Annotated in this window: 19 protein-coding genes; 12 read left to right on the top strand and 7 right to left on the bottom strand. The window is 64.8% G+C overall.

Annotated features, from left to right (window positions below):
• Position 1: 1 nt before the first annotated feature.
• Positions 2 to 550, bottom strand: a complete 549-nt coding sequence (locus LL253_RS08310; protein WP_228226887.1) for a pseudouridine synthase — start codon at positions 548 to 550, stop codon at positions 2 to 4.
• 5 nt (positions 551 to 555) lie between these two features.
• Positions 556 to 1,698 carry a cupin domain-containing protein gene (locus LL253_RS08305; RefSeq protein ID WP_228226886.1) on the bottom strand — a complete coding sequence of 381 codons (1,143 nt, stop codon included), beginning with the start codon at positions 1,696 to 1,698 and terminating at the stop codon, positions 556 to 558.
• Positions 1,699 to 1,726: 28 nt separating this feature from the next.
• On the opposite strand from LL253_RS08305, the gene LL253_RS08300 reads away from it, so the two are divergent.
• From LL253_RS08300 to LL253_RS08290, 3 genes are all read left to right on the top strand, one after another.
• Positions 1,727 to 2,356, top strand: a complete 630-nt coding sequence (locus LL253_RS08300; protein ID WP_228226885.1) for a DUF421 domain-containing protein — start codon at positions 1,727 to 1,729, stop codon at positions 2,354 to 2,356.
• 30 nt (positions 2,357 to 2,386) lie between these two features.
• A complete protein-coding gene (locus tag LL253_RS08295) occupies positions 2,387 to 3,598 on the top strand; it encodes a cation:proton antiporter (RefSeq protein WP_009820964.1) in 1,212 nt (403 codons plus the stop codon).
• Between the two features lie 78 nt (positions 3,599 to 3,676).
• Complete coding sequence (locus LL253_RS08290) at positions 3,677 to 5,509, top strand: DUF885 domain-containing protein (protein ID WP_228226884.1); 1,833 nt, start codon at positions 3,677 to 3,679, stop codon at positions 5,507 to 5,509.
• Between the two features lie 34 nt (positions 5,510 to 5,543).
• Here LL253_RS08290 and LL253_RS08285 read toward each other — a convergent pair whose 3' ends face one another.
• Positions 5,544 to 6,416 (bottom strand): OmpA family protein, encoded by an 873-nt coding sequence (locus LL253_RS08285; protein WP_228226883.1) that lies wholly within the window; start codon positions 6,414 to 6,416, stop codon positions 5,544 to 5,546.
• Positions 6,417 to 6,624: 208 nt separating this feature from the next.
• On the opposite strand from LL253_RS08285, the gene LL253_RS08280 reads away from it, so the two are divergent.
• Together LL253_RS08280 and LL253_RS08275 are read left to right on the top strand one after the other, a co-directional pair.
• The gene (locus LL253_RS08280) at positions 6,625 to 7,407 is read left to right on the top strand and encodes a helix-turn-helix domain-containing protein (protein ID WP_228227012.1); all 783 of its coding nucleotides are present in this window, start codon (positions 6,625 to 6,627) and stop codon (positions 7,405 to 7,407) included.
• A gap of 56 nt (positions 7,408 to 7,463) precedes the next feature.
• Complete coding sequence (locus tag LL253_RS08275; protein ID WP_228226882.1) at positions 7,464 to 8,657, top strand: tetratricopeptide repeat protein; 1,194 nt, start codon at positions 7,464 to 7,466, stop codon at positions 8,655 to 8,657.
• A gap of 16 nt (positions 8,658 to 8,673) precedes the next feature.
• Here LL253_RS08275 and LL253_RS08270 read toward each other — a convergent pair whose 3' ends face one another.
• Both LL253_RS08270 and LL253_RS08265 read right to left on the bottom strand, forming a co-directional pair.
• On the bottom strand, positions 8,674 to 9,123 hold the full coding sequence (locus LL253_RS08270; RefSeq protein ID WP_228226881.1) for an NfeD family protein: 450 nt from the start codon (positions 9,121 to 9,123) through the stop codon (positions 8,674 to 8,676).
• A gap of 37 nt (positions 9,124 to 9,160) precedes the next feature.
• Positions 9,161 to 10,135 (bottom strand): SPFH domain-containing protein, encoded by a 975-nt coding sequence (locus LL253_RS08265; protein ID WP_037542527.1) that lies wholly within the window; start codon positions 10,133 to 10,135, stop codon positions 9,161 to 9,163.
• 94 nt (positions 10,136 to 10,229) lie between these two features.
• Between LL253_RS08265 and LL253_RS08260 the strand changes: the two genes are divergently transcribed.
• Both LL253_RS08260 and LL253_RS08255 read left to right on the top strand, forming a co-directional pair.
• Complete coding sequence (locus LL253_RS08260; protein WP_228226880.1) at positions 10,230 to 11,045, top strand: HpcH/HpaI aldolase/citrate lyase family protein; 816 nt, start codon at positions 10,230 to 10,232, stop codon at positions 11,043 to 11,045.
• Between the two features lie 189 nt (positions 11,046 to 11,234).
• Entirely contained in the window at positions 11,235 to 14,159 is a 2,925-nt protein-coding gene (locus LL253_RS08255) for a TonB-dependent receptor plug domain-containing protein (RefSeq protein WP_228226879.1), read from the top strand.
• Between the two features lie 64 nt (positions 14,160 to 14,223).
• On the opposite strand, the gene LL253_RS08250 is transcribed toward LL253_RS08255, so the two are convergent.
• Together LL253_RS08250 and LL253_RS08245 are read right to left on the bottom strand one after the other, a co-directional pair.
• Entirely contained in the window at positions 14,224 to 14,985 is a 762-nt protein-coding gene (locus tag LL253_RS08250; protein ID WP_228226878.1) for an enoyl-CoA hydratase/isomerase family protein, read from the bottom strand.
• 10 nt (positions 14,986 to 14,995) lie between these two features.
• Positions 14,996 to 15,664: an HAD family hydrolase gene (locus LL253_RS08245; protein ID WP_228226877.1), complete on the bottom strand. Its 669-nt coding sequence runs from the start codon at positions 15,662 to 15,664 to the stop codon at positions 14,996 to 14,998.
• 152 nt (positions 15,665 to 15,816) lie between these two features.
• Between LL253_RS08245 and glmU the strand changes: the two genes are divergently transcribed.
• From glmU to scpB, 5 genes are all read left to right on the top strand, one after another.
• A complete protein-coding gene (glmU, locus tag LL253_RS08240) occupies positions 15,817 to 17,109 on the top strand; it encodes a bifunctional UDP-N-acetylglucosamine diphosphorylase/glucosamine-1-phosphate N-acetyltransferase GlmU (protein WP_266100930.1) in 1,293 nt (430 codons plus the stop codon).
• 100 nt (positions 17,110 to 17,209) lie between these two features.
• Positions 17,210 to 17,983, top strand: coding sequence for a metallophosphoesterase (locus LL253_RS08235; RefSeq protein WP_228227011.1), 774 nt, complete (start codon positions 17,210 to 17,212; stop codon positions 17,981 to 17,983).
• 117 nt (positions 17,984 to 18,100) lie between these two features.
• Entirely contained in the window at positions 18,101 to 19,924 is a 1,824-nt protein-coding gene (gene glmS, locus LL253_RS08230; RefSeq protein WP_228226875.1) for a glutamine--fructose-6-phosphate transaminase (isomerizing), read from the top strand.
• 50 nt (positions 19,925 to 19,974) lie between these two features.
• Entirely contained in the window at positions 19,975 to 20,706 is a 732-nt protein-coding gene (locus tag LL253_RS08225) for a segregation and condensation protein A (RefSeq protein ID WP_228227010.1), read from the top strand.
• Entirely contained in the window at positions 20,703 to 21,293 is a 591-nt protein-coding gene (gene scpB / locus LL253_RS08220) for an SMC-Scp complex subunit ScpB (RefSeq protein WP_228226874.1), read from the top strand. Before LL253_RS08225 ends, scpB begins: the two co-directional genes overlap by 4 nt.
• Positions 21,294 to 21,304: the final 11 nt, after the last annotated feature.

Raw genomic sequence — 21,304 nt, 5'->3', positions numbered from 1 at the left:
ATCAGATCGGCATGTCGCGCCATGTTCCCGGCGCCACGCCATCGAGCGTCCAGTCGCCGATGCGCCAGCGCACCAGTCGCAGCGTCGGGTGCCCGACGGCGGCGGTCATCCGGCGCACCTGCCGGTTGCGCCCTTCGCGGATGGTGAGGCTGATCCAGCAATCGGGCACGGTCTTGCGGAAACGCACCGGCGGATCGCGCGGCCAGAGTGCAGGCGGGTCGATCCGCTCCGCCTCCGCCGGCAGGGTCGGCCCGTCCTTCAGGCTCACGCCGGCGCGCAAGCAGGCAAGCGCATCGGGCGTCACATCGCCTTCCACCTGCACCAGATAGGTTTTGGGCGTCTTGAAGCGCGGATTGGAGATGCGCGCCTGTAACCGTCCATCGTCGGTCAGCAGCAGCAGCCCCTCGCTGTCGCGGTCGAGCCGCCCGGCGGGATAGACGCGCGGCACGTCGATGAAGTCCGACAAGGTGCGCCGGTCCGCGCCGATGCTGGAATCGGTGAATTGGGACAGCACGTCATAAGGTTTGTTGAACAGGATCAGCCGGGCCATGCGGGTCAGTCCTCTTGCCCGTCTTCGATCATCAGGCTGCCCTGATTGACGAGCGCCGCAAGCAGGTCGATGCCCGCAGCCATCGACCGGTCGAGCGTGACGGCAGGATGCGCGCATAGTTGCCGCGCCAATATCGCCAGATCGCCCGCGCAAGGATGGGCGCTGCCATCGACGAACAGCGTCACGCCATCCTCTTCGCGCAGGAAGGCGAAGCGGCTCGCCGGATTGCGCCACAATTCCGCGCCCTCGTCGATCAGGGCCATCAGTTCCTCGGCCGTGACAGGCTCCTCCGGCCGCCAATCCGCGTCGGGATATTTGGGCGCCGTCACATGCTGGCCGAACCAGGCGGCGAAGGCGGACCTGTCGGCCATCGCCGCGATCGTCATGGCGTGCAGCCGCGCGATTGCATCGGGTTCGATCTCTCCGGGGCTGGCGGCGGGTTGAATGTCGGGATCGGCATAAAGGTCATCATCGGGCATGTCGGCGGCCAAATGGTCGGCCCATTCGACCAGCATGTCGGGGCGCGACGGCGCGCGAAAGCCGATCGAATAGGTCATGCAATCATCGCCCACCGCAACGCCCTCATGCGCGAAGCCGGGCGGGACATAGAGAATGTCGCCCGGCTCCAGCACCCATTCGTCCGTCGCGGCAAAATCGGGCAGCAGGCGCAGGTCGCGATGCGGGCGCAACGCCGTGTCGCGGTCGCAGCGCTGCCCCACGCGCCAGCGCCTGCGGCCCAGCCCCTGAACCAGAAACACGTCATATTGGTCGAAATGCGGCCCGACCCCGCCGCCGTCGCTGGCATAGCTCACCATCACATCGTCGATCCGCCAGTCGGGGATGAAGCGGAAGGGCGCGATCAGTGCAGCGACATCGGGGGCGTGATGATCGACCGCCTGCACCAGCAGGGTCCAGGGCGACCCGCCCAATGTCGCAAACCGATCGTCGGCAAAGGGGCCATGTTCCAGCGCCCAGTCGCCGTCCGTCTGCACCACGATCCGCGATTCGACCCCTTCCTCGCAGGCAAGGCCCGCCAGTTCGTCAGGCTCCAGCGGATTGGCCCACGCGTCCCAGGGGTTGCGGATCAGCAGCGGCTGCTTTTGCCAGTGATCGCGCAGAAAGGCTTGGACGTCGAAGGAAGGAAACATGGATGCTCGCGGAACGGGAAGGAATGCGATGGCTTTGCCCGTCGCAGCGGCCGCTGACAAGCGCGACGCAGGCAGGACCGTGCCGGGCACGCCATTGGCTGATGCAGGTTGGGCCGGCGCGGAACCGCGCGGCGCTCCCAACGCTTCCATGTTCATGTTCTTCGATACCCTGCACGGCCTCATGCGCGTCCTTGTCATTTCCGTGCTTGCCTATGCCTGGCTGGTCTTTGTCCTGCGCCTGTCGGGCAAGAGATCGCTCGCCAAGCTCAACGCGTTCGATCTGGTGGTCACGGTCGCGCTCGGGTCCACGCTGGCGACGGTGCTGCTGACCAAGGATGTCGCCTTTGCCGAAGGGGCGCTGGCCTTTTGCATGCTGGCGCTACTGCAATGGATCGTCGCGCAATTGTCGATCCGGTCCTCCTGGTTCAGCGACCTGGTCCGCTCCCGCCCCCGGTTGCTGGTGGAGGATGGCGATTTTCGCGACGCAGCGATGCGCGACGAACGCGTCACCCGCGCGGAGGTGGAAGCGTCTATTCGCAAGAGCGGCATCGGCCGGATCGAGGATGTGGGCGCGGTCGTGCTGGAAAGCGATGGCAGCATGAGTGTGCTTGAACGATCGGACAGCGCCTATACGGTGCTGCGATCGGTCGTGCGCTGACCGGTTGCAGCAGGCGGGGGCGGGACAGGCATGGCGGAACTGCAACTGATCGACTTTGGCATGTTGCTGGTCGTCACGTCACTGGTGGCGATCGTGTCGCGGCGCATCGGGCTGCCCTATACGGCGGGGCTGGTGGCGGCGGGCATTGTGCTCGCGCTGCTGCCGATCGGCATCGACCTGCCGCTGTCGCGCGAACTGATCTTCAACATCTTTTTGCCGCCGCTGATCTTCGAGGCGGCGTTGCAAATGCCATGGAAGCGACTGCGCGATCAACTGCCGCTGACGATCACGCTCGCCTTTCTGGGCGTCGCCATTTCCGCCTCCGTGGTGGCGGGCGGCCTTCACTGGTTGCTCGGATGGAGCTGGCTGGGCGCGGCTTTTTTCGGCGTGCTGATCGCCGCGACCGACCCGGTGTCCGTCATCGCCGCCTTCAAGGAGATGCGGGCTGAGCCGCGCCTGGGGATGGTGGTCGAGTCCGAAAGTCTGCTCAATGACGGCGTCGCCGCCGTGGGCTTTTCGATCCTTCTGGGGTTGGCGGGCGGCGGCGCGCTGACCCCTGTCGCGGCGGCGGGCGCGCTTGCCTGGACGGTGTTGGGCGGGATCGCGTCGGGCGGAACCGTCGCCTTCGTCCTCCTGAAACTGGCTGGGCGCACGGAGGATCATCTGGTCGAAATCACGCTGACGACGGTCATCGCATGGGGCAGTTTCCTGCTGGCCGAACATCTGGGCGCATCGGGGGTGTTCGCTGCGCTGGTCGCCGGGGTCATCGTCGGCAATCTGGGTTGGCGGCGCGCCATTTCCGAAAATGGGCGCGGCCATGTGCTCGGCTTTTGGGAATATGCCGCCTTCCTTGCCAATTCGCTGCTGTTCCTGATGATCGGCAGTCATGAGGCGCATCAGCCGCTCGCGCTGGTGTCCGGCGCGCTGGCCGTGGTCATCGCGCTGACGCTGGTCGGCCGCGCGGCGGCGGTTTACCCCATCGCCCTGCTGTTCCGTCCGACCCGTCTGCGCCTCCCCGGTCCGTATCAGCATGTGCTGCTGTGGGGCGGGCTGCGCGGCGCGGTGGGGCTGGCGCTGGCGCTGGCGGTGCCGGACAGCGTGCCGGAGCGTGGACAGATCATCGTGCTGGCGTTCGGCGTCGTCGCCTTTTCGATCTTCCTCCAGGGGCTGACCATGCCGCCGCTGCTGCGCCGCTGGAAACTGACGGGTCAGGATGATCCTGACGATGCGCCATCGGCCTGACAGTCAAATAAGATATCGAATTTTGCGGCGACTATGCCAAAGCAGGCGATAACCAGCCACGCCGGAGACCGTTTTCCCATGCATATCACTCGCCGCGACCTGCTAGCCTCCGGCGCCAGTGCGCTGGCCCTGTCCGCCCTGCCGCCCCGTGCGCGCGCCGCCACCGCCGCGGACGCGCAGGCCGAGGCGCTGCTGGCGCAGATGGCCGAAGCGATGCTGGTCGATGCGCCGGAAACCGCCAGCGGCCTTGGCATCGACACCGGCGCGCGCGCGCCGCTCAAGGCGCGGTTGGGCGACAAGAGCCCGGCAGGCCAAGCGCGCATCGCCGCCCATGTGCGCGACCGGCTGGCGCGGCTGCGCGCGATCGACCTCAATGCGCTGTCGCCCGCGACCCGCACCGATGTGGAGGTGGTGCGCACGTCGCACGAACTTGCGGCGGACGGTTTCGCCTTCCCGTTCGGCGATATGGCGATGATGAACAGCAACTGGTCCTACCGCAACAGCCCTTATGCGGTGGCACAGAATACCGGCAGCTTCGTCGAAACCCCCGACTTCCTCGATTCCAACCACAAGATCGGCAATGCCGCCGACGCGGACGCCTATCTGTCCCGGCTGGAGGCCTATGCCGCCAATCTGGATGGCGAAACCCAGCGCCTGCGCCATGACGCGGGCATCGGCGTCGTCGCGCCCGCCTTCCTGCTCGACAAGACGCTGGGGCAGATGGCGCGGGTGGAGGCGCAGCCCATCGATCAATGGGTGCCCGTCGCCTCGCTGGCCCGCCGTACGCAGGACGTGCCGGGGGACCATGCCGCGCGCGCGCAGGCGATCGTGCGCGACAAGGTCGCGCCCGCGCTCGCCCGCCAGCGCGCCGAACTTCAGCGCCAGCGTCAGGGCGCGACGATGGACGCGGGGGTATGGAAACTGCCGCAGGGCGAGGACTATTATCGCTGGGCGCTGCGCGCGGGCACGACGACGCGCATGACCCCTGATGAGGTGCACAGCCTTGGCCTTGACCAGCTTGCCGCGCTGCAAGGGCAGATGGACGGCCTGCTCAAGGGGCTGGGCATGACCAAGGGTACGGTGGGTGAACGCATGACCGCCATGGGGAAGGACCCGCGCTACCTCTTCCCCAATGACGATGCAGGCCGGGCGCAGATCCTGTCCTATATCGACGGGCGGCTCGCCGACATCCGCACCCGGCTGCCGCGCGCCTTTGCAACGCTGGTGCCGGCCAAGCTGATCGTCAAGCGCGTGCCGGTGGAGATAGAGGCGGGCGCGCCGGGCGCCTATGCCGGGGCCGGCTCCATCGACGGCAGCGTGCCGGGCAACTATTATATCAACCTGCGCGATACCGGCATCTGGCCGCGCTACAGCCTGCCGACGCTCTGCTATCATGAAGGGATACCGGGCCATATATGGCAGGGCGAATATACCTATAAACTGCCGCTGATCCGATCGCTGCTGGCGTTCAACGCCTATAGCGAGGGCTGGGCGCTCTATGCCGAGCAGCTGGGCGATGAGCTGGGCGTCTATGATGGCGATGTCGCCGGGCGGCTGGGTTATCTCCAGTCGATCGCCTATCGCTGTTGCCGGCTGGTGGTAGACACCGGCCTGCACGCCAAGCGCTGGACGCGCGATCAGGCGATCCAATGGTTCGCCAGCACCAACGGATCGACGCTGGAGGATGTGCAGGGCGAAGTTGACCGCTATTGCGCATGGCCGGGCCAGGCCTGCGGCTACAAGGTCGGCCATGGCGAAATCGTACGGCTGCGCGGGGACGCGCAACGGGCGCTGGGCGACCGGTTCGACTTTCGCCTGTTCAACGACATGGTGGTGAAGGGGGGCGGCGTGCCGATGACCGTGCTCGCCGCCAATGTCGATGCTTGGGTCAAGGAACGCGGCGGGGCCTGAACCCACGCCGCGCGCCTTCCGCCACGGTCGGGTCCTACATCCCGTCCAGCCCCTTGCTGACCAGGATGTTGACGGACACGCGGCGGTTTTCGGCCTTGCCCTGCGCGGTGTCGTTGCTGGCGATCGGCTGGGCTTCCGACATGCCGGTCGGCGTCAGCATGCGATAGGGTTTCCAGTTGCAATGCTGTTGCAGATAATTGACCACCCGCCCCGCACGCTTCTCGCTCAGCATCTGGTTATACTCTTCCGACCCGGTCGAATCGGTATAGCCCACGACCAGCAGCAGGGCGTTGTCCATCTGTTCGGCGCTGGCCGCCGTGGCGCACAGATCGCTCTTGGCCTGGGGCGACAATGCGGTCTTGCCGGTGTCGAAATTGACGTTGGTGGTCCCCTTCACATTATATTGGTCGATATCGGCAACCCGGCCGCGCAGCGCCTCGGTCGCGGCGCTCTGTTCGGCAAAGCCCTGCGCCGTCCCGTTGCGGATCATCGACGCGGTTTTGAGGTCCTTGTTCTTGAGCGCGATGCGCGTCGCCACCAGCCCCTGCGCGCCCTGCACCGTCTCGACGCTGACGGGCAGACCGTTCAGCAGCGCGTCCGGCCCCAGCGTTTCGCGGCCCAGCCCCAGGAAGCCGCCGCTCGCGCGCACCACGGTCGCTTCCCCGATGGCCACGACATTGTTCGCGCCATCCTCGCCCGTGACCTGCATCTGGTCGCCGCTGCGCGCGGAGATGAAGCCTTCGATCGTCGGTCCCTTGACCGCTTCGGCAGGGGCCGGCTCGGGTTCGGTAATCGTGGCCGACAGGTCGGCCGGCGGCGCGTCCTGTGCTGCCAGCGGGCTCGCCATCGGCCCGGTGAGCAACGCACATGCCAGCAGCGCGGCGCCTCCCTTTGACGTGATAGACATGGGTGATCCTCCATCCTCTTGAATAAGCCCGTCCTGCCTGTTCCGGCGAATATTGCCGATTGATGAATGAACGACGCGGCGCGCGCCAGTCTGCCGGTCATGCGAGCGCCCGGTGAGGCGAACGGAGGCCATTCCCGGCGCGGGCGGCGGCATGACCCCAATTTTTTGGGGTGGCTGCGCCTGGGCAGGGGCCTTAGGCATGATCGCCATGAGCAGCCGCGTGGAAGAAGCCGTTCTGGCCCTCACTGAAAAGGAGAAGCAGACGCTGCGCCTGATGGTGCGCGGGCATGACGCCAAGTCGATCGCGCGCAGCCTGGGCCTGTCGGTTCACACCATCAACGAACGGCTGCGCGACGCGCGGCGCAAGCTGGCGGTATCGAGCAGCCGGGAAGCGGCCCGGATGCTGCTGGATGTGGAAGGGGCAGGTGAAGCGTCGCGACCCCCCGAAAATCTTGGGGACAGCGAAATCAGGGACGACGCGGCGCGCGCGCCGGGGGATGAGCAGGCAGCGCTGATGGACGGCGCGGGGCGGGCAACCCGCCTGCCCATGATCCTGACAGGAGTGATGCTCATGACCCTTATCCTTGGCCTGCTCGCCATGACGACCCTTTCCCCCGATGGCGCGACGACGCAGCCGGCCGCGACCCAGGCGCAGGCGCCGCAAGATGCCGAACTGGTGCAGAAGGCGCGCGATTTCCTGACGCTGGTCGACGCCGGCCGCTGGGACGAGAGCTATCGCCTGTTCGGACCCGCTTTCCGCAAGCTCAACACGCCGCAGGTATGGGCGTCCGTTTCGGACAAGGTGCGCGTGCCGCTGGGCGCGGTATCCTCCCGCCAGTTCCTGAGCCAACAGGAACTGCCCGCCCCACCGGCCGGCTACACCGTCATCAAATTCCGCACCGACTTCGCCGCCAAGCCGAACGCGGTCGAAACCGTGACCCTGGAACAGGGTGATGCAGGCTGGCAGGTGGTGGGCGTGACGATAGAGTAGCGAAGGGGCTTCTACGATATCTTGCGTGTTGGGAGCGGATGTTCCAATCAATAGTGATGTTCGATGATGTGTCGGTTCGGGTCTGGATATTGTTCGCGATTGCAATCGCTGCGTACGGACCTGCACTTTATATCTTTAGATACCTCACCGACACGCCGCTTCGACGAGATATTACCTCCGATCCTAAAGACTATGGTTGGCGATCGGTGGCGCAATTTAGACGCAATTTTTTCATTCTCGCTGGTTTGATCTCACTCAGTTTATTCATTTTCACACCGACCGCAGACGCATTCGCCAGGTCGCCATCCTTTTGGCCCTTGCTCATCGTACTGATGGGGCTATGGGCGGCTTCCACAATCGTGTCAGCTTTTCGCAAGGGTCGAATCCAACCCATCGTTAGGGGTGTGGACTGGACATTTGAGCGTAAATCTCAGCCTAAGCGCTTTTGGGCAGCGCTACTGTGGAACGGCACGCTTGGTGGGCTATGTATTTCCATGGGCGCGATTGGTGTTCGTGATGCGCCGGTCCAGCAAGAGCGGGAAAAATGCCATAATTATCAGGATCGCTTTTCGGCCGTAGAGGCAATCGAAGCGTGCAATGCGTTGCTGAAAGGGGCCAATGGTCGAGCGCAGAGATCGGACATATTGCTGGCTAGGGGTAACGGCCACTATGACCAGAAAAATTATATATTGGCGGAACGAGACTACGCCGCGTCGGCAAATCTCGATCCCGAAAGTTCGGCAGTTTGGTGCAATCTGGGTCTCGTTTCAACCAAACTCGGCAATCGCAGCGCCAGTATTCGTCACTACGGTCAGGCCATCAAAAAAGACAATAAGAATGGGGAGGCGTTCCTCAATCGCGGACTGCTGTTTCTTGACGATGGCGAGTTGGATAGGGCCATAGCGGATTTTACCGAGGCCGCTAACTTGGAACCCGAAAACGCTACAGCGTTGGCAAACAGGGGTATTGCTTATGTTTGGAAAAGGGACACCCAGAAAGCACTTGTTGATTTTCAGAAAGTTGATGCAATTGACCGGTCTAATGTTATCGTTCTGCACGGCCGCGCGCTGCTAAGCCTTCATGGCGGAAATCCCCATGCTGCCATAGAGCAACTTTCCGCAGCCATCGGGCATGATCCTGATGACTTATGGGCGCTCCGCCTGCGCGGCGATATATATATGAATCCCTCGGTGATTATGCTCGGTCGCAGGCGGATACGGACAGAGTGCTCAAGATCAACCGGGGGATGACGTCGAAATCATAACCCTATTCAGCCCCCTCTACCCACAAGGTCGCGCCTTCCGCGCGGATGATGCGGACGCGGGCGCCGGCGGGGGCGTCGGGGCCGCGCGCGGTCCAGACGCTGTCGCCCACGCGTACCCGGCCCTCGCCGCCGCTGATCGGTTCCACCACGCTGACCGTCTCGCCGATCAGCCGGGCGGCGCGGTCATTGAGCAGGGGATCGGTGGAAGCGACCGGATGGTCGACATACCAGCGCCGCCCGGCATAGACCGCCACGATGCTGAGCGCCGCGAACAACAGCAATTGCAGCGGCAGGCCGATCGGCAGCGCCAGCGCGGCAAGCCCGGTGATCGCCGCGGCGATCGCGATCCAGATCAGGAATACGCCGGGGATCAGCACTTCGCCGATGCCGAGCAGCGCGGCGAATACCAGCCAGGCCCAATGATCCTCCATCAGGGCGATCCAGTCGGTCATGCATGCTCTCTCCTGCCGCCGTCACGCGCCATCGCCCTTACCCCTGGCTCTGGCCGAACGGGCCGCGACGCGGCGGCGCGGGCGGGGTGGGAATGGGCTGGCCATCGGTGCCCAGCGCGTCCTTGGCAAGCTGGCCGATGCCGCCCAGCGTCCCGATCAGCTGCGTCGCTTCCACCGGGAACAGGATCGTCTTGGCATTGGGCGATGTCGCAAATTGCTGCACCGCCTCGGTATATTTCTGCGCGATGAAATAGTTGAGCGCCTGCGGATTGCCCGACGAAATTGCGTCCGACACCATCTGCGTCGCCTTGGCCTCCGCCTCGGCCTCGCGCTCGCGCGCCTCGGCGTCGCGGAAGGCGGCCTCGCGACGGCCCTCGGCTTCGAGGATCTGGCTTTGCTTCGCGCCCTCGGCCTTCAATATTTCCGACGCGCGCAGGCCTTCGGATTCCAGGATCAGCGCGCGCTTCTCCCGCTCTGCCTTCATCTGTCGGCCCATCGCGTTGACGATATCGGCGGGCGGGCGAATATCCTTCAGTTCGACGCGCGTGATCTTGATGCCCCAGCTGTTGGTCGCATGATCGACGACGGACAGCAGCCGCGCGTTGATCTCGTCGCGCTTGGACAATGTCTCGTCCAGATCCATCGACCCCATCACCGTGCGCAGGTTGGTCGTCGCCAGCTGCATGATCGCGACATAGAGTTCGCTCACCTCATAGGCTGCCTTGGCCGCATCCAGCACCTGGAAGAAGACCACGCCATCGACCGACACCATGGCATTGTCCTTGGTGATGATTTCCTGCCCCGGAATATCGACAACCTGCTCCATCATGTTGATCTTGCGGCCCACCGCGTAGAAGAAGGCGGGGTAGAAATTGAGGCCGGGCCGGGCGACCTCCGTGAACCGTCCGAAGCGTTCGATCGTATATTGATAGCCTTGCCGCACGACCTTCACGCTAACGGCAAGGTAGAAGAGCACAAGGCCGGTCAGTGTCAGGGCAAAGGTGGTCAGCATGGCGCTTCCATTTTCCGTGAGGGGCATGTCCGGCTTGGATCATGCGCCTGTTTCGTTAACGAGGAAAGTCAAACCGCAAAGGAGAGTAAGCCCCATGTTGCTGCGCCACGCCCGTTCGCTGCTGTTCCTGCCCGCATCCAACCCGCGCGCCATCGCCAAGGCGCGCACCTTGCCGTGCGACATGGTGATCCTGGACCTGGAAGATGCCGTGGCCGATGACCGCAAGGCAGAGGCGCTGGACCAGGCGCTTGATGCGCTGGGCCAGGGTTTTGGAACAAGGCTTGCCGCCGTGCGCATCAATATCGAGGGGGCGGCCACCCATGGGCGCGAGATGATCGCGCTCAAGGGCACGGCGGCCGACTATGTGGTGCTGCCCAAGGTCGAACATCCCAAGCAGGTCAAGGATGTCTTTTCCGTCAGTCAAAAGCCGGTGATCGCGATGATCGAAAGCGCGCGTGGCGTGCTGGCGGCCAATGCCATCGCCGCGGGGGAAGGCTGCGCCGGGCTGTTCATGGGCAATAACGACCTGCGCCGCGACCTTGGCCTTCCCGACAATGCCGGGCGCGCGGGCCTAGGCCTTGCGATGCAGACGGTGGTGCTCGCCGCCCGGGCGGCGGGCATCGCGGTGTTCGACGGCGTGTTCAACCGGCTGGACGATGAAGCGGGGCTGGAGGCGGAATGCGCCGAGGGTCATGCGCTGGGCTTTGATGGCAAAACGCTGATCCACCCCGCACAGGTCCCGGTCGCCAATCAGGTGTTCGGCCCAGACGCCCAGGCCCTGGCCGACGCCCGCCGCCTGATCGAAGCCGCCACCGGCGGCGCCGAACGCTTCGAAGGCCGCATGATCGAAACCATGCACGTCGAACAGGCCAGGGCGCTCATCGCGCGTGCGGAAGCCGTAGGGGGATAAGCGGGAGTAAGACTTTTCGAACGAACGGCGGTCCGCTTCGGGCTGTGTTGCAGTGATGCTACACGTCGCAACAAAAACGTTACAATTGCCCTCTGTTCGTCGCACCGGGGTTGATCCGTCGGATCGCTTTTGGCGTCTTTCACCGGATTGAGTTCGCCCCCGAACTCTCACAAAACAGAGGGAAAATATATGCATCGCACCGCTGTTGCGGCGCGCCGGCTGCTTGCGGCCAGCGCCTTGTCCACCCTGATCGTCGCGCCGGCCTTTGCGCAGGATGCCGCGCCCGCCGATGCCGGCGACACGATAGTCGTTACCGGCAGCCGTATTCAGCGCAGCGACTATAATCTTGCCAACCCGCTGGTCACGGTGACCGCCGAAGCACTGGAGCAGGCGGGTAACATCCAGCTGGTCGATACGCTGGCGCAGAACCCCGCGCTCATCAATTCGCTCAACGGCGCGCGGACATCGGGATCGAACGCGGACTTCGGTGCGGTCGGCGTCCAGCTGCTTGATTTGCGCGGTCTGGGCGAAAACCGCACGCTGGTTCTGGTCAATGGCCGCCGCCATGTGGCCAGCTTGGCGGGGTCGGCCGCCGTGGACATCAGCACGATCCCAAATGATCTGGTGGAGGCGGTCGATGTCCTCACCGGCGGCGCATCGGCCATTTATGGCGCGGACGGCGTGTCGGGCGTCGTCAATTTCCGCCTGAAGCGCGATTTCGACGGGTTCAAGGCAAGCGGCCAGGTCGGCATTTCCAGCCGCGGCGACGCCGGGCAGCGTTATGGATCGCTGACCTATGGCCGCAATTTCAGCGACGGGCGCGGCAATATCGCGCTATCCTATGAATTTCGCGAACAGGATCGGTTGAGCAGCTTCAACCGGGCGCGCACTGGTAATCCGCTCGACACCTATGGCATCGTGCGCAATCCTCTCGACTTTCCCGACGATCCGAACATCCCCGATCGCGTGCCGACCAATAATCTGCGCTATGCGGACAGTTCGCTGGGCGGCGCGATCGACGTCGATTTCGATGGCATTCCCGACTATACCGGCGAAGGCAAAATCTATGATCGCGGCACGTTGCTGCCGTCGTCGGGCGGCCTGACGCAGGGCGGCGACAGCACGCCGCTTGCTGGCTATCAGGGCGATTTGCAGGCCTATAACCGTGTCCATAATATCAACCTGCTGTCGCATTATGATTTCAGCGACGCCGTCAAATTCTTCTTCGAAGCAAAATATGTGAAGAACAAGACGAAGACGCTGGCGCAGCCATCCTTCGACTTCTTCACCTATCTGTCGCCTGATAATGCCTATTTGCAGGATCAGTTCGGCGCGCTGGCACCCGATGGTGCGCTGATTTCCCGCGACAATTTCGACATGGGCGTCCGCGGTGAGGAGAATGACCGCGAAACGATGCGCTTTGTCGGCGGCTTTGAAGGCGCGATTTCCGATCATGCCCGCTACGAACTGTCCTACACCTTCGGCCAGACCAAGTCGAAGGTGCTGCTGACCGACTATCGCATCGGCGATCGCTATTGGGCGGCGATCGACGCGGTGCGCGATCCGGCGACTGGCCAGATCGTCTGCCGCTCGACCCTCGACCCGACGGGCAATATCAATCCGGACAATTATGACGCGCCGGCCACGACCTTCACGCCTGGCGCCGGCAGTGGGTGCCAGCCGCTCAACCTGCTGGGCAACGGATCGCCCAGCCAGGCTGCGCTCGACTGGGTCAATGCGGACATCATGAACCGCGCGAAGATTCAGCAGCATGTCGTGTCGGGGTCCATCTCCGGCGATTTCGGCCAATTCTTCGAATTGCCGGGCGGTCCGGTCGGCTTTGCTCTTGGCGCGGAATATCGTAAGGAAAAGAGCAGCTTTGTGCCTGACGATCTGCTCCAGCAGGGAGCGCTCGCCGATTTCTCGCTCCAGCTTCCCGAACGCGGCAGCTTCGACGTCAAGGAAGTCTTCGGCGAATTGTCGGTACCGGTACTCAAGGAAGTGCCCTTCGCTTATAATCTGAGCTTCGGGGCCGCGCTCCGCCTGTCGGATTATTCGACCATCGGGAAGACGACGACGTGGAAGGTGGACGGCACCTACGCGCCGATCCCGGACATCACTTTCCGTGGCACCTGGTCGGAAGCGGTGCGTGCCCCCAACATCACGGAATTGTTCGCTCCGCTGAATGGGGGCTTCTCGTTCATCGGCGATCCGTGCGACCCGGTCTATATCGGCGAAGGCACGCAATATCGCGCCGCCAATTGCCAGGCGGCTTTGTCTGCCCTGGGCCTGACGCCCGATCAGATTGCCGCCTTCAACCCGGAAAATGATCCGACGGCGACGGTCAGCCTGCCCGGAAACAGCGGCGGCAATCGCAATCTGCGTGAAGAAACCGCGCGGACCTGGACGGCGGGCGTCGTGGTGCGGCCCAGCTTCATTCGCGGGCTGGTGGCATCCTTCGACTGGTATGACATCAAGCTGAAGAACGCGGTCAACACCGCCACGGCCGAGGAAGTCGCCGAACTATGCGTCGACCAGCCGTCGCTGGACAATGTCTTCTGCGGCAATATCTCGCGCGATCCCACGACCGGCTATATCAACGGCTGGTTCGTGCAGCCTCAGAATGTGGCCAATTTCCGTACCTCCGGCGCGGATTTCAAGCTGAACTATCAGTTTGAAACCGCCAGCGCCGGCAACTTCGCCCTATCGCTGGTTGGCGGCTATCTCAACAAGCTGGAGTTCATCCCGACCCCGGGCGCGACCGTCGATGTCGATCGCGAAGAGCCCTATTATCCCAAGTGGAACGCGACCGGGGACATCACCTGGAAGCTTGACAAGCTGACCGTCAACTACGGCATCAGCTGGTTCAGCAAGACGCGGCGCTACGAAATCGAACAGACCAATGCCAATCCCGACATCGCGGAATCCAAATATCTGTGGTACAAGGAAAAGTGGCAGCACGACCTCTATGTCGCCTATGACGTGGACGAACGCTTCCGTTTCTATGTCGGCGCCAACAATCTGTTCGACCAGCAACCTTCGATTGCGTCGAGCAACTATCCGATCAGCTATGTCGGCCGCTATATGTATGCGGGTGCCAAAATCACGATGTGATGTGACTGGTCCTATAGTGATAGAAAGGAAAGGGGCGGTTATCTGCCCCTTTTTGCTTGGATGCTCAAAAATTCGGGCGGCGTTTTTCGCGGAAGGCGGCGGCGCCTTCGGTGAAGTCGGGCAGGGTGAAGGCGTCGCGGAACAGCGATAATGTGGCATCGTCGTCGTCGGCCTGGCCGTCGAGGATGCGGCGGATGATCGCCTTGGCGGATCGCACGCTGTGCTGGGCATTGGCGGCGATCGCGCGGGCGATCGCATCGGCGGCGGCAAGCGGATCGGGCGCGATCTCGTCGATCAGGCCAATTGTAAGCGCCGTCTGCGCATCGTGCAGCGCGCCGGTGAAAAGGATGCGCTTGGCCCGCGCTGGCCCGACCAGGTCGACCAGCAGCTTGGTGTCGAACAGCGAATAGACGATGCCCAGTTTCGCGGGCGTGATGCCCAGCCGCGCGGCGGGCGCAGAGATGCGCAGGTCGCAGGCGATCGCCATGCCGCAACCACCGCCTATGCAATCCCCGCCGATCGCGGCGATCACCGGCTTGTCGGCATGGGCCAGCGCATATTGGGTGGAACGGATCGCGGCCTGATTGGCAATGCGCCAGTCGGGATCGGCCGCGCAGCGGGCAAATTCGTCGATATCCGCGCCGGCGCAGAACAGGCCGGGCGTGGCGGAGGCGAGGATCAGCACGCGCACCGTATCGTCGGCCATGGCTTGCGCGACGAGGCGCGGCGCATCCTCCCACATCGCCTGCGTCATCGCGTTGCGGCGCGCGGGCCGGTCGATCAGCAGGCGCGCGATCGGCCCGTCGTGCTCCAGGCGCAGCGTCATGCCCGCGGCCTCATCCCGGCCAGCGTTCCAGCAGCGGCACCAGCTCGTCGAAATGCGCGATCACCGCGTCCGCACCCAGTTGCTCCACCGGCCCGTCCAGAAAACCGAAGCCGACCGCGATATTGGCGGTGCCCGCATTGCGCGCGCCGGCAATGTCGTTGATCGTGTCGCCCACGAAGATCGCGCGGCCGCCGCCCGCACGCTCGATCATCGCCCGGATGGGCGCGGGGTCGGGCTTGGATACACCGACGGTGTCGCCGCTGACGATGGAAGCGAACCGGTCATGGAGGCCGATCTGCCGCATCAGGGGAATGGTGAACCGCTCCGCCTTATTGGTGCAGATGGCGATCCGCACGCCCCGCGCCGCCAGTGCGTCGAGCGCCCGGACCGCGCCGGGATAGGGCGTCGAATGGATCGTCAGATTTTGCGCATAATGGTCGAGCAATATGGGCAACAAATCGGCCAGCATCGCCGCGTCACAGCCCCCCGACGCATCCAGCGCGCGTTGCAGCATCACTCGCGCGCCCTTGCCGACGAAGGGGCGGATGTCGGCCGCAGGGAAGGGATCGCGGCCGATGGTGCCGATCGCATGATTGACCGCGGCGGCCAGATCGCCGCTGGTGTCGATCAACGTGCCATCCAGGTCAAAGCCGACAATATCGAAGGGAATGCTGTTCATGGCCGCGTTCCATGCCGCGTGCGCGGTGGCAAAGGCAAGGCAAACATGGCACAGAACGCCCAGCACAGGCCAATCATCGGGAAATCATCGTGACCAGTTCCGCCGCTCGCCCGCTTGCCGTCATCATCCTTGCCGCCGGGCAGGGGACGCGGATGAAATCGTCGCTGCACAAGGTGCTGCACCCGGTGGCCGGGCGGCCGATGCTGCTGCATCTGCTGGCGAGCGCGGCGCAATTGTCGCCGCAACGGCAGGTGGTGGTCGTGGGCGCGGGCCGGGATCAGGTCGAGCGTGCGGTCGAAGGCACCGGCGCGATTGTCGCCGTGCAGGACCAGCAGCTGGGCACCGGCCATGCGGTCGCGCAGGCGCATGACGCGCTGGCCGGTTTCGCGGGCGATGTGCTGATCCTTTATGGCGACGTGCCGCTGGTGCGCGCCGACACGATGCGCGCAATGCTGGACCGGCTCAACCGGGGCGATGAGCCGCGCGCCGTGGTGCTGGGCTTTCGTCCCGACAATGCGGCGGCCTATGGCCGCATCATCGCCGACGGGCAGGGCATTATCGAGAAAATGGTGGAATATAAGGACGCCGATGAAGCCGAGCGCGCCGTCACCCTGTGCAACAGCGGCCTGATGGCGGTGCGATCGACCGACCTGTTCGTGCTGCTCGACGCGATCGGCAACGACAATGCAGCGGGCGAATATTATCTGCCCGACATCGTCATGCTGCCCGGCGGCCAGAGCGCGGTCATCGAAACCGACGCGTGGGAAGTGGCGGGCGTCAACAGCCGCGCTGAACTGGCCGGGGTGGAGGCGCTGTGGCAGGCGCGCCGCCGGGCCGATGCGATGCGCGACGGCGTGACGCTGGTCGCGCCCGAAACCGTCTTCTTCTCGCATGATACGCTATTGGGTCGCGACGTGGTGGTGGAGCCCAATGTCGTCTTCGGCCCCGGCGTCACCATTGCCGACAACGTCATCATCCACGCCTTTTCCCATCTGGAAGGGGCCAGCGTCGACAGCGGCGCGGCCGTCGGCCCCTATGCGCGGCTGCGTCCGGGCGCGCAGATCGGCGCCAAGGCCAAGGTCGGCAATTTCGTCGAGATCAAGCAGGCGACGCTGGGCGAAGGGGCCAAGGCCAATCACCTGTCCTATATCGGCGACGCCAGCGTGGGGGCGGGGGCCAATATCGGCGCGGGTACCATCACCTGCAATTATGATGGCTATTTCAAATATCGGACGGAGATCGGCGCGGGTGCGTTCATCGGCTCCAACAGCGCGCTGGTCGCGCCGGCCAGCATCGGCGCGGGCGCGATCGTCGCGGCCGGCAGCGTGGTGACCCGTCCGGTAGAGCCGGATTCGCTCTGCCTCGTCCGGCCCGAACAGGTCGGCAAGACCGGCTGGGCGGCCCGCTTCCGCGAAAGGATGCAGGCGAAGAAGCTGCGCCCTTGAGCGCGTACCGCTCGTGATCCGCAAATTGCTCCTGGGGCTGGCGGCGTTGCTGGTACTGGGCGTCGGCTTTGCCCTGTGGTTGATCCACAATGCGCGGGCGATGCCGGTGGTGCGGCGGGCGGAGGTGACATTGCCCTATCCGGCTGGTGCGGCGCTGCGCCCCGTCACCGTCGCGCTGCTGACCGACACGCATCTGTCCGGCCCGGACAACAGCCCGCAGCGCATGGCGCGGATCGTCGCGCAGATCAACGCGCTGCGGCCAGACCTCATCCTTCTGGGCGGTGATTATATCGGCGATGACAAGGGCGCGGCCATTTATGATGCGCGCGCCAGCATCGCCCCCTTTGCCGCGCTGCGCGCGCCGATGGGGGTGGTGGCGGTGCTGGGCAATCATGACAGCCGCAGCAAGCAGAACCGCCGGGCCATGAGCGCGAGCGACTGGCAGGCGGCGTTCCATGCGGTCGGCATCACGTTGTTGCAGGACGGTGCGGTGCGACGCGGGCCGCTGGCGATCGGCGGGCTGAAGGACATCTATACCCGCAAGCCCGCGATTGACGGGACGCTGGCGGCGATGGCGCGCGTCGGCGGCGCGCCCATCCTCCTGTCGCACGGGCCGGATGTATTTCCGCGCCTGCCCGACGCGCCCCTGTTAACGCTGGTGGGGCATACCCATTGCGGCCAGATTGCCTTCCCCTTCGCCGGCATCGTCTATGTGCCGTCGAAATATGGGACGCGCTATGCCTGCGGCCGTTATCGCGATGGCCAGCGTCAGATGATCGTCGCTGCAGGCGTGGGCACCAGCGGCCTGCCTTTTCGCATGCTCGCCCCGCCCGACATCTGGTTCCTCACCATCCGGCCCGCCGCGCCGAAATAGTTGTGCCGCGCTGTTGGCGCAGGGGCGCGGAGTCTTTAATGGCTGGTCCGTGGCCTTGGCAGCCGATTGCGGCGCGCGAGGGGCTTGAGCGGGACAAAATAGCGGGGCGTTTCCTTCATGTGCGGCATTATCGGGATCATCGGCAGGGACGACGTGGCGGAACGGCTGGTCGATGGTTTGAAGCGCCTGGAATATCGCGGTTATGACAGCGCGGGCGTCGCCACCATCCATGACGGCGCGATCGAACGCCGCCGCGCGGAGGGCAAGCTCAACAATCTGGTGAAGGAACTGGTCGCCGAACCGCTGCCCGGCACCACCGGCATCGCCCACACCCGCTGGGCCACCCATGGCGCGCCGACCACCAGCAACGCCCATCCGCATGCGACGGCGCAGGTGGCGCTGGTCCACAATGGCATCATCGAAAATTTCAAGCCGCTGCGCGAGGAACTTGTTGCGCGCGGCCGTCATTTCGACAGCCAGACCGACACCGAAGTCGTCGCCCATCTGGTAAGCGAGCAGGTGGAGCAGGGCGCGTCCCCGACCGACGCCGTGCGCGCCATATTGCCGCGCCTGCACGGCGCCTTCGCGCTCGCCATCGCCTTTCGGGCGCATCCCGACCTGCTGATCGGCGCGCGGCTGGGATCGCCGCTGGTGGTGGGCTATGGCGAGGGCGAAACATTCCTCGGCTCCGACGCACTGGCGCTCGCGCCGCTGACACAGCGCATCGCCTATCTGGAGGAGGGCGACTGGGTCGTCATCACCCGCGACGGCGCCGAGATTTTCGACAAGGACAACAACCCCGTCGATCGCCCCGTCACCATTTCCGGCGTGTCGGGCGCGATGATCGACAAGGGCAATCATCGCCACTTCATGCAGAAGGAAATTTACGAGCAGCCGGTCGTCGTCGCCCAGACGCTGCGTTCCTATCTGCGCCGCATGGACAATCAGATCGCCATGCCCGACATGGATTTCGATCTGGGCGGAGTGAAGCGCATCACCATCGTCGCCTGCGGCACCAGCTTCTACGCGGGTCTGGTGGCCAAATATTGGATCGAGAAATTCGCCCGTGTCCCCGTCGACATCGATGTGGCGAGCGAGTTCCGCTATCGCGAACCCGTGCTGGAGGCCGGCGGCCTGGCCCTCTTCATCAGCCAGTCGGGCGAAACCGCCGACACGCTGGCGGCCTTGCGCCATGCCCGCGCCGAAGGGCAGATTATCGCGGTGGTCGTCAACGTGCCGACCAGTTCGATGGCGCGCGAGGCGGACCTGCTGCTGCCCACCCATGCCGGGCCGGAAATCGGCGTCGCATCGACCAAGGCCTTCACTTGTCAGCTCGCCGTGCTGGCGGCGCTGGCGGCCAATCTCGCCCGCGCCAAGGGCAAGCTGACGGCGGAAGAGGAAGCCGACATCGTCTGGCACCTGTCCGAAGCGCCTGCCGCGCTCAACCAGGCGCTGGCCCGCGACGGCCAGATCGAGGCGATGGCGCACCTGATCGCGCCGGCGCGCGACGTCCTGTATTTGGGGCGCGGCCCGGATTATCCGATGGCGCTGGAAGGCGCGCTGAAACTGAAGGAGATCAGCTACATCCACGCCGAAGGCTATGCTGCGGGGGAAATGAAGCATGGCCCCATCGCGCTGATCGACGATGCCGTGCCGGTCATCGTGATCGCGCCAAGCGGCCCATTGTTCGAAAAGACCGTCAGCAACATGGCCGAAGTGCAAGCGCGCGGGGGCAAGGTGGTGCTGATTTCCGACGCGGACGGCATCGCCATCGCGGGCGAAGGCTGCATGGCGACGATCGAAATGCCGCAGGTCCATCCGCTGATCGCGCCCCTGGTCTATGCCGTACCGGTGCAGCTGCTCGCTTATCATGTCGCCGTCGCCAAGGGCACGGATGTCGATCAGCCGCGCAACCTTGCCAAATCGGTGACGGTGGAGTGAGCGCCGACCAGTTCGCGCAGGATGAGGACAGCCGCGCGGCGCGGCCGGAGATGCTGACCGTCAGCTTCGACCATTGGGAAGGGCCGCTCGATCTGCTGCTGACGCTGGCGCGCAACCAGAAGGTCGACCTGCGCGAAATCTCGATCCTCGCGCTGACGCAGCAATATCTCGCCTTCATCGAAGGGGCGCGGCAGCTCAAGCTCGAACTCGCCGCCGACTATCTGGTAATGGCGGCCTGGCTCGCCTATCTCAAATCCTCGCTGCTGCTGCCCCGTGCGGAACAACCCGACCCCAGCCCGGAGGAACTGGCGCTGCGGCTGCAATTGCGGTTGCAGCGGCTGCACGCGATGCGCGATGCGTCGGCGCGGCTGATGGCGCGGGACCGCATCGGCCGCGACGTGTTTCGCCGCCGCCGCCCGGAAGGGTTGGCCCTTGTCAAAAAGGCGCAGTGGCAAGCCAGCCTCTATGATCTGATCCAGGCCTATGGCCAGATTCGCGCGCGTACGCAGCCGGTGGTCCACACCATCGCCGTGCGCCCGGTCATGACGCTGGACGAGGCGATCCAGCGCGTCGGCGCGCTGGTCGGCGCGGCGCTGGACTGGACGCGGCTGGAGGCGTTCCTGCCGGCCGGTCTGGAGCAGCCCAAGGCGAAGTCGGCGCTGGCGAGCAGCTTTGTCGCGGCGCTGGAACTGGCGCGGCAGGGGCGGCTCGATATCCAGCAGGACGGGATTTTCCAGCCCATCTATCTGCGCGCCGCCGTGCCGGGACGGATGGCGCCGTGAATTCAGAACCCGATGATTATATGCGCGCCATCGAAGCCGCCCTGTTCGTCGCCGAAGCGCCCATGTCTCCGGCCGAACTGAAACTTCATGTCGGCGATGGCGATATGGCCGCCGCGCTGGCGAGTCTGGCCGACGCCTATGCCGGGCGCGGCGTCAATCTGGTCGAGCGCGGCGGGCGCTGGCATTTCCAGACCGCGCCCGACCTCGCCCATATCCTGCGCCGGGAAAAGGACGAGCCGCGCAAATTGTCACGCGCGGCAATGGAGACGCTGGCGATCATCGCCTATCATGAGCCGGTCAGTCGCGCGGAGATTGAGGCGATCCGCGGCGTTCAGGTCGCCAAGGGGACGCTGGACGTGCTGATGGAGGCGGGCTGGGTGCGTCCGGCGGGGCGCCGCGAAGTGCCCGGCCGGCCGCTTATATATGCGACCAGCGTAGACTTTCTGTCACATTTCGGCCTTAGCAGCCGTCGGGACCTGCCGGGGCTGGAGGATTTGCGCGCCGCCGGGCTGCTCGATCCCGTCGATCTGGCACTGGAGGCTATGGGCGGCCAATCCGTTCTGGAAAATGATGAGGAAGAGGCCTAGTAAGGCCCTCT

It is taken from the genome of Sphingobium soli, assembly GCF_020782245.1.
In the GTDB taxonomy this organism is placed as follows: domain Bacteria; phylum Pseudomonadota; class Alphaproteobacteria; order Sphingomonadales; family Sphingomonadaceae; genus Sphingobium; species Sphingobium soli.
Note: the sequence above shows the minus strand (reverse complement) of the source record. Positions and strands in the feature narration are given on the sequence as shown.